This window comes from Ectothiorhodospira shaposhnikovii, assembly GCF_016584105.1.
Taxonomy (GTDB): Bacteria; Pseudomonadota; Gammaproteobacteria; order Ectothiorhodospirales; family Ectothiorhodospiraceae; genus Ectothiorhodospira; species Ectothiorhodospira shaposhnikovii.
Map to the genome: position 1 here is coordinate 29,198 of NZ_NRSM01000006.1, position 14,590 is coordinate 43,787.

Here is a 14,590-nt window from a genome sequence, read left to right on the forward strand (position 1 = left end):
CTGCCGGATTCCCGCTTGTGCGGGAATGACGGGGTCAGGACATGCCGGAGGGAGACCAGAACCGAAGATCACTCTTCCAGGGTATAGACCGTGCTGCAGTAGGGGCACACGATGCGCCCGTCCCGGGCATCCTGGATCGGCAGGTAGACACGGGGGTGGGAGGCCCACAGGGCCGTGCCTGGCGCGGGACAGTGCAGGGGCAGGTCACGTCGACTGACACTGACGGCGGCCTGGGTGTTGGCCGTCCCGTAGGCGTCCTGGTTCAGTGCGGTCTTTGGATTCGGCATGACGAGCTCCTTTGGGGGATGAGAATGAAGGCTGACACAGCCGGATGGAAGGAACCTTTTGTTATCGTGTTATAGGATTTCCGGAGCTTTTGCCGGTTCCGTTTTTCTGCTATTGACCCGTGGCGGCCTTTCGCAGGCCGTCATTCCCGCGCAGGCGGGAATCCAGTCAACCTCCGGGCATTCCGGACTCCCGCTTTCGCGGGAGTGACGGGGAAATTCACTGCAGTGGCGGGGAAATTCCCCGCGGTAACGGTGAACTTCAATGGAATGGCGGCCAGGTTCCCTGGGGTGAAAGAAGCCCCCGGCGCTTCCCTGGACGCCAGCGTTTCCCTAGACGAAGGTCAGCCAGCCTTCGTGCTTGGGATGACGGCCCTTGACCACGTCGAAATACAGGGTCTGCAACTTCTCGGTGATGGGACCACGACCACCATGACCGATGCTGCGGCCATCCAGCTGGCGGATGGGTGTGACTTCCGCCGCCGTGCCGGTGAAAAAGGCCTCGTCGGCAGCATAGACCTCGTCCCGGGTGATGCGCTTTTCCCGCACCGGAATACCGCATTCATCGGCCAGGGTCATGATGGTGCGGCGGGTGATGCCGTCCAGGGCGGATGTCAGCTCGGGGGTGTAAATCACGCCGTCACTGACCAGGAAGAAGTTCTCGCCACTGCCCTCGGCCACATACCCTTCGGTGTCCAGCAGCAGGGCTTCGTCACAACCGCAGGCCAGGGCCTCCTGCAGGGCCATCATGGAGTTCATGTAGTTGCCGTTGGCCTTGGCCTTGCACATGGTCACGTTGACATGGTGGCGACTGTAGGAAGAGGTCTTGACCCGGATCCCCCGCTCCATGTTCTCCGCGCCCAGGTAGGCGCCCCACTCCCAGGCGGCCACGATGACGTGCACCTTGAGGTTGTCGGCGCGCAGCCCCATGCCCTCGGCACCCAAAAAGCACATGGGCCGCAGGTAGGCACTCTTGAGGCCATTGTCCCGCACCGCGGCCACCTGGGCGGCGTTGAGTTCGTCAGGGGTGTAGGGGATGGTCATGCCCAGGATGTGGGCGGACCGGAACAGCCGGCGGGTGTGGTCTTCCAGTCGGAAAATGGCCGGGCCACGCTCCGTCTGGTAGGCGCGTACCCCTTCGAAGACCCCCATGCCGTAGTGAAGGGTATGGGTGAGTACATGGGTCTTGGCCTCGCGCCAGGGCACCATCTCGCCGTCGTACCAGATCAGACCATCGCGTTCGGCCATGGTGGACATGAAACGTTTCCTCTCGTATTTCGGTATGGGTTCCCGGGTGAGACATGGGGCGGCACGGAACCCGGCGCGCACACCCTTCATGATCGCTGCTATGTCATCAGGCGTTGCCAGAAGGCGCGCACCTGCTCGCGTTCCCTCGCCCAGTCCACAACCGGCACCCTGGCAGGCATTTCCTGCAGGGTCAGCTCGTGGATCCGGTCCCTGAAACTCCGGTAGGTGTCCATCAGGAACAGGGCGTCATCCCTGGGCATCAGGCCGGTCTCGATCAGAGACTCCAGGATGCGGATGTTGTCGGGCCAGGTCGTGAGCTGGGGATGCCGGGCGGCATGGGCCAGAACCAGATATTGCACCATAAATTCAATATCCGCGATACCGCCGGGGTCTCTCTTGAGATCGAACCACGCAGGGTCGCGGGTGGCGTGTTTCTTCCACATCTTTTCCCGCATCTCGCGCACTTCCCGCCGCAGGGCGGCTTCGTCCCGGGGCTGGCGCAGCACGCGGCCACGCATGGCCTGAAAGGCTTCTGCGATGCGGGCATCCCCGGCCACCGGACGGGCACGCACCAGGGCCTGGTGTTCCCAGGTCCAGGCGGAGCCGAGCTGGTAGTCCTCGAAGGCGGGCACGCTGGTCACCAGCAGACCCGAGGCACCGCTGGGGCGCAGCCGGGTGTCCACCTCGTAAAGCCGCCCCGCCCCGGTGAAGACCCCCAGGAAATGCAGTATTCGCTGGCCGACACGGGCAAAGAATTCGCTGTTGTCCAGCGGGCGTTCGCCGTCGGTCATGGCCTGTTCCCCCCGGCTGTCGTGCAGGAACACGATGTCCAGGTCCGAGCCGTAACCCAGTTCCAGCCCACCCAGCTTGCCGTAACCCACCACGGCAAAGCCCGGTTCGAAGGGCTCGCCGTCGACGAGACAGCGGGGACGGCCGTGTTTGGCGATCAGTTGTTCCAGCACCAGTCCCAGCACCCGCTCCAGCACCACTTCGGCGATCCAGGTCAGGTGGTCGCTGACCTTCATCACCGGCAGCACGTCCATGATGTCGGCGGCGGCCACCTTGAGGACCTGAACCTGCTTGAACATGCGCAGCCGGTCCATGACCTGCTCCAGGTCGTCCTGGGGGACCTGCACCAGTTCGTCGTTGAGGGCATCCATCAGTCCCTGGCGACCGGGCGGGGCGTAGAGACTGCGGGGGTCCAGCAGTTCATCCAGCAACAGGGGGTAGCGGGTCAGATGGTCGGCGATCCAGGGGCTGGCCTCGCACAGTCGCGCCAGCTGGGACAGGGCCAGGGGGTTCTCCACCAGCAGGGAAAGATAGACGGAACGCCGGGCGATGGTCTGCACCAGACGCAACAGGCGCTCCAGGGTGGCGTCGGGGTCCTTGAGGCCGCTGAGCACGCCCAGCATCAGGGGCATGAGCCGGTCCAGGCGCCCGCGCCCGGTGGCGGTGAGATTGCGGCAGGCGCTGCAGTCACGCAGGTGTTCCAGACCCGCCAGGGCGCTTTCCGGGCCGGTCAGGCCCAGGGTATCCAGCACCTCCAGACTGCGTTCCCGGCCGAGGGAACCCAGCCACAGGGCCGCCAGATCCCGTTGCGCCTCGGGCTGGGCGGCCTGTTCGACATCGTCATCGGCCCGTTGGGGGGCGGCAAAGACCTGCTCGAACTGGCCGTGCACCCGGCGCATGTGACGATCCAGGGTGGTTTCGAAGCTGTCCCAGTCCTCGAACCCCATGGACAGGGCCAGACGCAGGCGGTCCTGATCCTCCCGGGGCAGCCGGTGGGTCTGCTGATCCGCCACCATCTGCAGACGGTTTTCGGTGCGGCGCAGGAAATCATAGGCCTCCAGCAGGTGGCGCACCGCGTAGGCGGGCATCAGGTCCTGGGCCGCCAGTCGCTCCAGCACGGGCCGGATGCCCCGCAACTGCAGGGAGGGATCGCGTCCGGCACGAATGAGCTGGAAGGCCTGGCCGACGAACTCCACTTCCCGGATGCCGCCCTCCCCCAGCTTGATGTCCTGCTCCTTGCCCTTGCGCGCCGCCTCGCGGTTGATCAGGGCCTTCATGTCCCGCAGGGAGCCGAAGGCACCGAAGTCCAGATAGCGACGGTAGATGAAGGGGCGCAGCAGTGCATGGAGCTGTTCGGCGCTGTCCCGGTCGCCGGCCACGGCGCGGGCCTTGATCAGGGCATAGCGCTCCCATTCCCGGCCGTGGCTCTCGTAGTAATCTTCCAGGGCATCGAAGCTCATCACCAGGGGGCCGGTGTCGCCGAAGGGACGCAGGCGCATGTCCACCCGGTAGACGAAGCCGTCGGGGGTCTTTTCGTTGAGCACCTTGATCAGACGCTGCCCCAGACGGATGAAGAACTGCTGGTTGTCCAGGCAGCGTTCGCCGTCGGTCTGGCCGGTCCGGGGATAGGCGAAGATGAGGTCGATGTCGGAGGAGAAGTTGAGTTCATGTCCGCCCAGCTTGCCCATGCCCAGCACCACCAGACGCTGGGGTTGCCCGTCGGCATCCCGGGGTTCGCCGTGGCGGCACGCCATGTCCTGGTGGAGCCAGTCCAGGGCGGCGTCGATGAGGTGATCCGCCAGGGTGGAGAGGTCATCCAGGGTTTCCTCCAGGGTGGCCGTCCCGGTCAGGTCACGCCAGGCGATGCGAACCATCTCCCGGTTGCGGGCCTGGCGCAGCAGACGCATCAGGCCGGCCTCGTCCCCGGCCGTCTCCAGGGTATCCCGGACCCGGCGGCACATGTCCCCATCGCCGTAGACCCGCTCCAGGTCACCGGACGCCAGCAGGGCCATGAATGCTTCCGGACGGCGGATGGCGACACGGGCGACGAACTCGCTGTGGTACCAGACCCGGGCCAGGGACCCTGGCCAGGGGCCGGGAGCCAGACCCTGGCTTTGACAGGCGGACAGGTAATCCTGGGCCAGGTTGAGAATGCCCGGTCGGGCCGCCTGGGGGATGCCGTCCAGGCAGAGGTCTTGAGAGGTGGGCGTGGTCATTACGGCAGCTTACGAGATGGGAGGCGAGGGTTCAATTTCGGTGACGGGATCGGGTGCGGGCGGGCATCACGGCGGCGTCACCCGGCTTCGGCTCAGTCCTGCTCCCGGACGGCTTCGAATTCGGCCTTGCCGATGGCCTGATGGTAGGCCTCCCGGCCCGTGATCAGACCGGCATCCAGGAGACGGCGCAGGGCACCATCCATGGTCTGCATGCCCATCAGGGCGCCGGACTGCATGGTACCCAGCAGTTGTTCGGTCTTGCCCTCCCGCAACAGATTGGCAATCGCCGGTGTATTGACCAGGATCTCCACCGCCGCGAGACGTCCCTGGCCATCCTGCCGACGCACCAGTTGCTGCGAGATGACGCCGCGCAGGGAGGTGGACAGCATGGCCCGGATCTGGGCCTGTTTCATGGCGGGGAAGGCGTTGATGATGCGATCCACGGTGGCGGCGGCCCCGTTGGTATGCAGGGTCCCCAGCACCAGGATGCCCGTCTCCGCCGCCGTGACCGCCAGGGAGATGGTTTCCAGATCCCGCATTTCACCCACCAGTATCACATCCGGATCTTCCCGCAGGGCGGAGCGCAGGGCGGCGGAGAAACCCTTGGTATGCAGCCCTACCTGCCGCTGGCTGATCAGGCAGCGCTTGCGTTCATGGACGAATTCGATGGGGTCCTCGATGGTGATGATGTGCCCCCGGCGACGTTCGTTGATGTCGTTGACCATGGCCGCCAGGGTGGTGGTCTTGCCCGAACCGGTCTTGCCGGTCACCAGGACCAGCCCATGGCGCTGCATGCACAGACTGCGGATGACCGACGGCATGCCCAGACCGGCCAGGGTGAAGGACTGGCTGGGAATGGCGCGAAACACGGCGGCAAGTCCATTCACATGACGAAACAGATTCACCCGGAAACGCGCCACCCCTTCGATGGCGTAGGCGAAGTCGGCCCCATCCTCCCGCTCGAAGCTCTCCCGGGCATTGCGGGGCATGATCTCCGCCATGAAGTCGCCGAGTTCCTGTCTGGTCAGAGGGGTGGAGCCCATGGCCTGGAGATCCCCATGGACCCGAATCCGGGGCGGGTCGCCGGATACCAGGTGAAGGTCCGACCCCTTTGCCTCCACCAGCTTTTTGAGGTAGTCATCCACATGGTGCATCCCTCTCACCCCCCGGCCAGGTCGATCTTGGGCAACAGGCTCGTGTCGGTGACAAAGCGCTGCAGGCTCTTCTTGTCGGTGGCGAACTGATAGGCATCGTCCGGGTCCACCTCATTGCGCTGGACCGCCTCCAGCAGGGCCTGATCCAGCAACTGCATGCCCTGGGCGCGCCCGGTCTGCATCTGCGAGGGGATCTGGTGCACCTTGTCGGTCATGATCATCTTGGCGATGGCGCGGTTGATCACCAGTGTCTCCACCACCGCCTTGCGGCCGCGACCATCGACGGACTTCACCAGGGTCTGGGTGATGACGCCATGGAGGTTCTGGGACAGGAATGTCTTGCCCTGCTCCCGCTGCTCCAGGGGCAGGCTGTCCAGGATCCGGTCAATGGTCTTCACGGCCGATGTGGTGTGCATGGTCCCCAGCACCAGGTGCCCGGTCTCCGCCGCAATCATGGCCATGATCATGGAATCCACGTCCCGCATTTCCCCGACCAGGATCACGTCCGGGTCCTCGCGCAGGGCGTTGCGCAGTCCAAGGGCGAAACTGGCCACGTGACTGCCCACCTCGCGCTGGATGACCTGGGCGCGCTTGCTGCGATGCACGAACTCCACCGGGTCCTCAAGGCTGATGATGTTCACCGCCCGATGGGTATTGATGTAGTCGATGATGGCCGCCAGGGTGGTGGACTTGCCGGTGCCGGTGGACCCGGTGACCAGCACCATGCCCTGATGGTGCTCGATCAGTGTCTTGACCACCGGCGGCAGGCCCAGGCTGTCCAGGTCGGGGGCCTCCAGGGGGATATGGCGAAAGGTGGCGCCGATGCCGGAAGACTTGCGATACAGATTGGCGCGAAAACGCCCCGCCTCCTCCGTCACATAGGAAAAATCCAGGTCATCACCCTCGCTGAAACGCTGTTTCTGGGTCGGCGTGAGGATCTCCATCACATAGGTTTCAAGCTCCCTGGCCGCCAGGTCGCGGAACCGGATGGGGATGATATCGCCGTTCATGCGCAGCAGCGGCGGCAGACCCACGGCCAGATGCAGGTCGGAGCAACCCTGCTCGCGGGCCAGTTTGAGAAAGGCGTCAATTCTGGGCATGCAGCACCTCGCGCACCTCGTCCATCCCCTGGAAACGCGCCGCCGGGTCCACCGCCATCATCCGTGCCACCACGGCGGCCAGTTCCGGATTCACCGCGGGATTCAGTTCCGTCAACGGCACGGCATTGCCCTGGACGTGCTGATACATGATGGAAACCTGGTCCTCGCCCTGGAAGGGTGGACGACCCGCAAGCATCTCATAGAGCATCACGCCCAGGGAGTAGATGTCCGAACGCGGTGATATCGGCTTGCCAAGCACCTGTTCGGGCGCCATGTACTTGGGCGTGCCGATGAGGATGCCGGTGCGGGTCAGGCGGGTATCCCCCGCACCAGTGACGACCGCCACGCCGAAATCCACGATCTTGAGCAGATCACGACCATTGATGAGTACATTGCCCGGCTTGAGATCACGATGGATCACACCCACTTCATGGGCCGCGAAGATGCCCGCTGCGATATCGGCGGCGTAACGCAATGCAAGCGGTACCGGCAGCGGGCTGGTTTTCTTCAGGATGGCGCCGAGGGTGGATGAGGGGAAATATTCCATGGAAATGGCCAGGGCGCCCTGCACCACCAGAAAGTCATGGATGCGGATGACATTTTCATGGGTGATCTTGCGGGACAGGCGCAACTCCTGGACGAAACGCTTGATCATTTCATCGTCCGCCGCCAACTGCGGATTCATCACCTTGAGGATGATGACCTCCGAAACCATGGTGTCTTCCATGAGCAGAACGGTGCCGAAGGCCCCCTTGCCGACACGGCGTACGAAACGGTAGCGGTCCCCCAGCAGATCACCGGCCTTGAGTGCGCCCAGGTCCAGGGCGATCCTGACGGGGGCCGGGCCGCCCCGCCCTCCACTGGCTGTCTTCCCGATGTCGCTATCCAGGGAACCGTCCTCAAGCATGGAGGTGACCGCCTCCATGACCAGGGTCTTACCGGCAGCCTGACCGTCCCGCTCACCGATGGCGTACTGTGCGGTCAGACGGGCTGCGACAACGCGTCCGGTGTCCTCCAGTCCGCTATCCGTGTCCGCGGTATGCTGCTCGATCGCCGCCAGGATGCGCTTGACATTGCTCGAATCCGCCAACAACCCCAGGGCCTCGACCGCCACCTGCCGGACCAGGGTGTCACCCTTCTCCAGCTGTGTCAGCAATGGCTCCACGGCCCGGTCATCCCCCAGCTTGCCCAGGGCACGGATAACGGCGGGGGCCGCCTTGTCGTCGCGCTCCATCAGGCTGATGAGAACCGGCACGGCAGCCCGATTGCCCAGATCTCCGAGGGCGTCCACGGCCCGTTCCCTCACCCACCAGTCCGAATCCTCAAGAGCGTCCATGAGATGCCCCAGGGCGCCTTCATCGCGGGTGGAATTGAGTATCTCCACCGCCGAGCGGCGAATGAATTCATCCTCGTCCCTGAGCAGTTCCACCACGGCCCTGACCACCCGCGGTCCCCCGATTCTGGCGAGGGCATCGGCCGCCCGTGCCCGGACCCACCAGTCCTCGTCCTTGACCGAGGTCAGCAGCAGTTTCACATCCCGGGCGTTGCCGATGCTGTTGAGGACTTCCACCGCGGCCCGGCGCACATATTCGGACTCATCCCGGAGCATGGGCAGCAGATGGGTGATGGTGTCAGGATCGTTGCGCCGGATGACGGCATCAACGACCTGCTCCTGCACGCTCAGATCCTGATCCCGCAGCAGGCTGCACAGGGCCGACAGTTCCATGTTGACCCCACGCCCCAGCAACGAGGCAATCGCCGCCTGTCGCACACCCTTGTCCGCGTCATGAATACGGTCTTCCAGCGCCTTGCGGGCCTCCGGGGTATCGAAGCGCCCCAGCACCCCCACCACCAGGCGCCTCAGGGCGGGGTCCTTGCCTGACGCCCGGTTGACCAGTTCCGGAATCATGTCGACATCGGCCACCGCGTCGATGATCTGGAACAGGGCCGTGCGATCCGACGGCTGAAGCTGGTGAATCACCCGCAGGAGGGCGCTTCCATCCAGCCGGTCCTTCTGGGCGGTGAGAATCTGTATCAGCGAGGCCTTGGGCAATTTCGGGTCACTGAAGGCCTCTGCCAGGCGGTTGGGGTCATAACTCTGGACATGGCTGAGCAGCCTGATGACGCGTGCGCTCATCCGGGATCCGGGATCACGAAGGTGGGACAGCAACAGGGGCAGGCTGCCCTGGTCCAGCACCCATTCGAGCAGGTATTCCACGCGCCGCACCTCGGCGGCATCCGCATCGGCCAGCAAACGCAGCAACCGCTCCACCGCGGTCGGCCCCAAACCCTTGAGCTTGTTCTTCAGGCGCACTGCGTCGGGGCTGTCCAGTTCCCCGCCCTGCATCAGCCGGGCTATCAGCCGCTCCGCGCGGAAATCAGCGAGAATGCTCATGAAGCACGGTATCCAAGATGGACCGAGATCCCAGGAACATACCGGAACCGTCGGATATTAACCCCTCAGGAGGCCTCATCCCGCTCTTCCACACGCACGATGTAAGCCTTGTTGATCAGGGCCACCGTCTGGCCGGAAAGAAAAATACGGATGAATCGCTGCTCGAATATGTTGATGTAGTCATAGAGGCGGGCATTGCCGGGCGGCAGGACCTCCTGAATCATCCCCTCAAGGCAGGAGCCGTCCATCAGGTAAAGCCGGGTCAACAGCCGGGAGACATGACCGGTCTCAAGACGGGCCAGTGCCGCATCGTACTCCAGCCGCACTACCGCATGCTTGTTATAGAATCGCAGGCCTTCCGAACGGCCGCGCAGGGCAAAAAACGGATCGGCGTTGTTGAGGATTTCCGCCGGCTCTTCCTCGCCCTCATGCCGACTGCTTTGAAAATGGACAAAGATGTCTCCGACCACCAGGCCGTCCGGATGCACCCAGGCCCTCACCGAAGTCAGCTTCTTGGGAATTTTCAGGGCATCTTTATCCATCATTTCTCCAGCAACATGGCACCCCTGAGCCCCTTTGGGGACCGGGGAAGCCGCGCGGCAATCAGCAGGACGACCCGTCATCCGTGCCGGTGATACCAGGCACACCCTTCAGTATGCAGGAATCGCGGTTTTTTTTTAACGAAGGCCCCGCGAAATCCCATCTTTCACAAAGGGGCGCCCTCGGCCAGCCGGCCCTCCAGCGGCCATCTTGACAGCACCAACAAAACAAATGACACTCGTTCTTGTTTGCAATCCGCTTTGCGGGTGGTCTTTCTCCCGCCCCATCCCAGCCAATACACCCAAGGAGTGATTCACCCCATGGTCAAGCCATCCCTTCACAAGCCGGCCGCCCTGCTCGTGGCCTGCGCACTGGCATTCACTCTGCCCGTGCCGGTCCTGGCCCAGGGTGAGGTCAACGTTTACTCCGCCCGCCAGGAAGCACTCATCAAGCCCCTGATGGACGAGTTCACCCAACAGACCGGCATTCGCGTCAACATCGTCAGCGCCCAGGCGGATGCCCTGCTCCAGCGCCTGCGCAGCGAAGGCCGCAACACCCCGGCCGACGTGCTCATCACCGTGGACGCGGGCAATCTGAACAGCGCCAAGGCCGCCGGTGTCCTGCGCCCCGTCGAATCGGCGGTGCTCAACGAGGCCATCCCCGAAAGCTACCGTGATTCGGAGGGCTACTGGTACGGCCTGTCCATGCGCGCCCGTCCCATCATGTACGTCAAGGGCAAGGTAGATCCGGCAGATCTGTCCACCTACGAGGCCCTCGCAGACGAGAAATGGCAGCGCAGCATCTGCATCCGCTCCTCCAGCAACGTGTACAACCAGTCCATGACCGCCTCCATGATCATCGCCAACGGCGAGGCCGAGACGGAAGGCTGGGCACGGGGCCTGGTGGCCAACATGGCCCGTCCGCCCATGGGTGGTGACCGTGACCAGATCCGGGCCGCGGCGGCAGGACAGTGCGATGTGGCCATCGCCAACACCTACTATCTTGGTCAGATGCTCAATTCCGATGATAACGCGGAGCGCACTGCCGCGCAGTCCATCGGTGTGTTCTGGCCGAACCAGGATGGCCGGGGCGTGCACGTGAACGTGAGTGGTGCCGGGGTGGTGACCCACTCCCGCAACACCGAAAACGCCATCCGTCTGATCGAGTTCATGGCCGGTGACAGCGCCCAGCGCTGGTATGCGGAAGCCAACCAGGAATACCCGGTGAAGCCCGGCGTGGAATGGAGCGGCACCCTGAAGGAACTGGGTGAGTTCCAGGCTGATGCCGTCAACCTGGGGCAGCTGGGTGACTTCAACGCCGCCGCCGTGCGGCTGATGGACCGGGCAGGCTGGCGCTGAGTCGTTACCTCCTTGCCCCTTGTCCCGGGCTTCTCTTCCGTTACTCCCGGGCTTACCTTGCATCACTCCTGGGCCGTTCTTCCGTCACTCCCGCGAAAGCGGGAGTCCGGAGGATTCGGCAGTTCTCCCCTGGATTCCCGCTTTCGCGGGAATGACCGACTCAGACACGGGGATGACCGACCCGGCACATCCTTAAGGAGAATCAATCTCCGGATCATTTGTCATCTGCCCGATACGCAGTAGACTATGCCCCTTCCGAAGATCCGACCCATCGTTGCCACACCATGACCAGCTACCCGACGACCCCATGAGGACTGCCCCGGTTTCCCTGCAAGGGTGGTTTTCGTCAAGCCGTCTCAAGCGCCCCGACGCCTGGAGCCTGGGCGTCCCCCTGATCGCCGCCATCCTTGCCCTGCCGGTACTGGTGATCTTCGGCCATGTGTTCATCCCGGCCTCCGACGTCTGGCTGCATCTGCGCCAGACCGTGCTGCAGGACTATGTCACCAATTCCCTGATCCTGATGGCGGGTGTGGGCGTGGGGGTCCTGCTCATCGGTATCCCCACCGCCTGGCTGGTGAGCATGTGCGACTTTCCCGGGCGACGTCTGTTCGAGTGGGCACTGCTGCTGCCCCTGGCCATGCCGGCCTACATCATCGCCTACACCTACACCGGCATGCTGGACTTCGCCGGCCCGGTGCAGACCCAGCTGCGGGAGTGGACCGGCTGGGGCTGGGGCGACTACTGGTTCCCCCAGATCCGCTCCCTGCCGGGGGCCATCATCATGCTGTCCCTGGTGCTCTACCCCTATGTCTACCTGCTCAGCCGCGCCGCCTTCCTGGAACAGTCCGTCTGCGTGCTGGAGGTTTCCCGCACCCTGGGGGCAGGCCCCTGGGCGGGTTTCCACCGCGTGGCCCTGCCCCTGGCCCGACCCGCCATCATCACCGGCCTGTCCCTGGCCCTGATGGAGACCCTGGCAGACTACGGCACGGTACAGTATTTCGGCATTCCCACCTTCACCACCGGCATCTTCCGCACCTGGTTCGGTCTCGGCGATCCCGGTGCCGCCGCCCAGCTGGCGGGCGTCATGATGACCTTCGTCCTGGTACTGATCGTGCTGGAACGCTACTCCCGTCGCCGTGCCCGATTCCACCACACCAGCGGCCGATATTCCCGCCTGCCCCGCTACCGGCTGCGGGGGTGGGCGGTGTCCGGGGCGATCATGGTCTGCGCCCTGCCCATCATCCTGGGTTTCCTGGTGCCTTCCGGCCAGCTGCTGCAGTGGGCCCTGCGCACGCCGCACATGTGGATGCAGCCGGAATTCCTGGGCCTGGTCTGGAACAGCGTGTCACTGGCCGGCATCGCCGCCGTGCTGGCGGTGGCCCTGGCCCTGGTGCTGGCCTACGGCAAGCGCCTGCGCCCTTCCCTGCCGGTCAACGGCGCGGTCAGGATCGCCGGCATGGGCTATGCCATCCCGGGCACCGTCATCGCCGTGGGCGTGATGCTGCCCTTTGCCTGGATCGACAACACCATCGACGGCTGGATGCGGGATGCCTTCGGCATCTCCACCGGCCTGATCCTGTCGGGTACCCTGGTGGCCCTGGTGTTCTCCTACTGTGTGCGCTTCCTGGCCGTCTCCCTGCAGACGGTGGAGGCAGGTCTGGCCAAGATCAAACCCTCCATGGATGACGCCGCCCGCTCCCTGGGCACCCCGCCCCGTCAGGTCCTGGGCAAGATTCACATACCCATCATGCGGGGCAGTCTGCTCACCGCACTCCTGCTGGTGTTCGTGGATGTCTTGAAAGAGCTGCCGGCCACCCTGATACTGCGTCCCTTCAACTTCAACACCCTGGCGGTACGCGCCTTCGAACTGGCCTCGGACGAGAGACTGGCGGATTCCGCCAGCGCAGCCCTGGCCATCGTCCTGGCGGGGATCATCCCGGTGATCCTCATCAGCCGCACCATCAGCCGTTCCAGACCCGGACATGACACGCCTGCTTGAAATCGACCACGTCAGCGTGGGCTATGACGGCACCACCGTCGTCCACGACGTCAGCCTGACCCTGAACAAGGGCGTCATCGGCTGCCTGCTGGGCCCCAGCGGCTGCGGCAAGACCACCCTCTTGCGCACCATCGCCGGTTTCGAGCCGGCGAGCGCGGGGCGGGTATTGCTGGACGACCAGGTGGTGACTCAGGCCGGCTGGACCCTGCCCCCGGAACGGCGTCAGGTGGGCATGGTGTTCCAGGACTTTGCCCTGTTTCCCCATCTGACGGTGGCGGAAAACATCGCCTTCGGCATCCGCGGCCAGTCCAGCCGCGCCCGGCGGGAGCGGGTCACGGAACTGCTGCAGCTCATCGGTCTGCCGGACTACGGCCGGGCCTATCCCCACGCCCTGTCCGGCGGGCAGCAGCAGCGCATCGCCGTGGCGCGGGCCATGGCACCCAGGCCCCGGCTGCTGTTGCTGGATGAGCCCTTTTCCAACATGGACGTGGAGCTGCGCGAGGGCCTGGCCCGGGAAGTGCGGGCCATCCTCAAGCAGGAAGACATCACCGCCATGCTGGTCACCCATGACCAGAACGAGGCCTTTGCCTTTGCCGACCGTATCGCCGTCATCAACGCCGGCCGGGTGCTGCAATGGGACACTGCCTACAACCTCTACCACAAGCCCGCGGCCCGTTTTGTGGCGGATTTCATCGGTCAGGGCAGGATGCTGACAGGCACCGTGCTCAACGAGCACGAGGTGGAGACCGAACTGGGGGTCATCACCGGTCAGATCCCCGAAGCCTGCCGCCCGGGAAATCCGGTGGATGTCCTCGTCCGCCCCGACGACATCCTGCCCGACCACGGCAGCCATGTTTTCGGCGAGGTCACCGACAAGGCCTTCAGGGGCGCCAATTTTCTCTACACCCTGCGTCTTGCCAGCAATGCCAACGTGCTGTGTCTGGCCCCATCCCATGAAAACTACGCCCTGGGGGAACGCATCCCCCTGAAGCTGGGTTTCAACCATCTGGTCATTTTTCCCCGATGACGTCATCCCTGCCGCAACCCCGACTGGGATGGCGAGAACGCATCGCCCTGCCCGAACTGGGCCTGGACAGCATCGCCTGCAAGGTGGACACCGGGGCCCGCACCTGTGCCCTGCATGCGTTCTACATCGAGCCCTTTGAGCGGGACGGACGCCCCTGGGTGCGTTTCGGCGTGCATCCCCTGCGGCGGCGGCGGGACGTGGTGGTGGAGTGCCAGGCCCCCGTGGCAGATCGGCGGGTGGTCACCGACTCCGGTGGACACCGCCAGCGGCGGCATGTGATCCGCACCCCCATCGTGATTGGAGAATGCACCCACGAGGTGGAAATCACCCTGACCAACCGGGATACCATGAGCTTTCGCATGCTGCTGGGTCGCAACGCCCTGCAATGTGCCGCCTATCTGGTGGATTCCACCGCTTCCTGGCTGGCGGGAAAGCCCCGCGGGGGGCACGGTCATCCCCCTGCAACAAAACTGTAAAAAA

Annotated in this window: 11 protein-coding genes; 4 read left to right on the forward strand and 7 right to left on the reverse strand. The window is 64.5% G+C overall.

Going from position 1 to position 14,590, the window contains the following annotated elements; all coding sequences use genetic code 11:
- Nucleotides 1-68: 68 nt before the first annotated feature.
- The 7 genes from CKO35_RS04835 to CKO35_RS04865 form a co-directional block, all read right to left on the reverse strand.
- Nucleotides 69-287 carry a zinc-finger domain-containing protein gene (locus CKO35_RS04835; protein ID WP_200173195.1) on the reverse strand — a complete coding sequence of 73 codons (219 nt, stop codon included), beginning with the start codon at nt 285-287 and terminating at the stop codon, nt 69-71.
- Nucleotides 288-617: 330 nt separating this feature from the next.
- Nucleotides 618-1,541 carry a branched-chain amino acid transaminase gene (locus CKO35_RS04840; RefSeq protein ID WP_200173197.1) on the reverse strand — a complete coding sequence of 308 codons (924 nt, stop codon included), beginning with the start codon at nt 1,539-1,541 and terminating at the stop codon, nt 618-620.
- Nucleotides 1,542-1,630: 89 nt separating this feature from the next.
- The gene (glnE, locus tag CKO35_RS04845; RefSeq protein ID WP_200173199.1) at nt 1,631-4,537 is read right to left on the reverse strand and encodes a bifunctional [glutamate--ammonia ligase]-adenylyl-L-tyrosine phosphorylase/[glutamate--ammonia-ligase] adenylyltransferase; all 2,907 of its coding nucleotides are present in this window, start codon (nt 4,535-4,537) and stop codon (nt 1,631-1,633) included.
- A 92-nt stretch (nt 4,538-4,629) separates the two neighbouring features.
- Nucleotides 4,630-5,691: a type IV pilus twitching motility protein PilT gene (locus CKO35_RS04850; RefSeq protein WP_200173201.1), complete on the reverse strand. Its 1,062-nt coding sequence runs from the start codon at nt 5,689-5,691 to the stop codon at nt 4,630-4,632.
- 5 nt (nt 5,692-5,696) lie between these two features.
- Complete coding sequence (locus CKO35_RS04855) at nt 5,697-6,791, reverse strand: type IV pilus twitching motility protein PilT (RefSeq protein ID WP_200173203.1); 1,095 nt, start codon at nt 6,789-6,791, stop codon at nt 5,697-5,699.
- On the reverse strand, nt 6,778-9,186 hold the full coding sequence (locus CKO35_RS04860) for a HEAT repeat domain-containing protein (RefSeq protein WP_200173205.1): 2,409 nt from the start codon (nt 9,184-9,186) through the stop codon (nt 6,778-6,780). Before CKO35_RS04860 ends, CKO35_RS04855 begins: the two co-directional genes overlap by 14 nt.
- Before the next feature lie 65 nt (nt 9,187-9,251).
- Nucleotides 9,252-9,728, reverse strand: a complete 477-nt coding sequence (locus CKO35_RS04865) for a hypothetical protein (RefSeq protein WP_200173206.1) — start codon at nt 9,726-9,728, stop codon at nt 9,252-9,254.
- A 318-nt stretch (nt 9,729-10,046) separates the two neighbouring features.
- Between CKO35_RS04865 and CKO35_RS04870 the strand changes: the two genes are divergently transcribed.
- From CKO35_RS04870 to CKO35_RS04885, 4 genes are all read left to right on the forward strand, one after another.
- Nucleotides 10,047-11,084: a Fe(3+) ABC transporter substrate-binding protein gene (locus CKO35_RS04870; protein ID WP_200173208.1), complete on the forward strand. Its 1,038-nt coding sequence runs from the start codon at nt 10,047-10,049 to the stop codon at nt 11,082-11,084.
- A 307-nt stretch (nt 11,085-11,391) separates the two neighbouring features.
- Nucleotides 11,392-13,083: an ABC transporter permease gene (locus tag CKO35_RS04875; RefSeq protein ID WP_200173210.1), complete on the forward strand. Its 1,692-nt coding sequence runs from the start codon at nt 11,392-11,394 to the stop codon at nt 13,081-13,083.
- Entirely contained in the window at nt 13,067-14,110 is a 1,044-nt protein-coding gene (locus CKO35_RS04880; protein WP_200173212.1) for an ABC transporter ATP-binding protein, read from the forward strand. The genes CKO35_RS04875 and CKO35_RS04880 overlap by 17 nt, the downstream gene beginning before the upstream one ends.
- Nucleotides 14,107-14,586, forward strand: coding sequence for an ATP-dependent zinc protease family protein (locus tag CKO35_RS04885; RefSeq protein ID WP_200173214.1), 480 nt, complete (start codon nt 14,107-14,109; stop codon nt 14,584-14,586). Before CKO35_RS04880 ends, CKO35_RS04885 begins: the two co-directional genes overlap by 4 nt.
- The last annotated feature ends 4 nt before the right edge of the window (nt 14,587-14,590 follow it).

Coding starts and splice junctions, on each gene's coding strand:
- CKO35_RS04835 (WP_200173195.1), bottom strand. CDS start 287: ATGCCGAATCCAAAGACCGCACTGAACCAGGACGCCTACGGGACGGCC.
- CKO35_RS04840 (WP_200173197.1), bottom strand. CDS start 1,541: ATGTCCACCATGGCCGAACGCGATGGTCTGATCTGGTACGACGGCGAG.
- glnE (WP_200173199.1), bottom strand. CDS start 4,537: ATGACCACGCCCACCTCTCAAGACCTCTGCCTGGACGGCATCCCCCAG.
- CKO35_RS04850 (WP_200173201.1), bottom strand. CDS start 5,691: ATGCACCATGTGGATGACTACCTCAAAAAGCTGGTGGAGGCAAAGGGG.
- CKO35_RS04855 (WP_200173203.1), bottom strand. CDS start 6,791: ATGCCCAGAATTGACGCCTTTCTCAAACTGGCCCGCGAGCAGGGTTGC.
- CKO35_RS04860 (WP_200173205.1), bottom strand. CDS start 9,186: ATGAGCATTCTCGCTGATTTCCGCGCGGAGCGGCTGATAGCCCGGCTG.
- CKO35_RS04865 (WP_200173206.1), bottom strand. CDS start 9,728: ATGGATAAAGATGCCCTGAAAATTCCCAAGAAGCTGACTTCGGTGAGG.
- CKO35_RS04870 (WP_200173208.1), top strand. CDS start 10,047: ATGGTCAAGCCATCCCTTCACAAGCCGGCCGCCCTGCTCGTGGCCTGC.
- CKO35_RS04875 (WP_200173210.1), top strand. CDS start 11,392: ATGAGGACTGCCCCGGTTTCCCTGCAAGGGTGGTTTTCGTCAAGCCGT.
- CKO35_RS04880 (WP_200173212.1), top strand. CDS start 13,067: ATGACACGCCTGCTTGAAATCGACCACGTCAGCGTGGGCTATGACGGC.
- CKO35_RS04885 (WP_200173214.1), top strand. CDS start 14,107: ATGACGTCATCCCTGCCGCAACCCCGACTGGGATGGCGAGAACGCATC.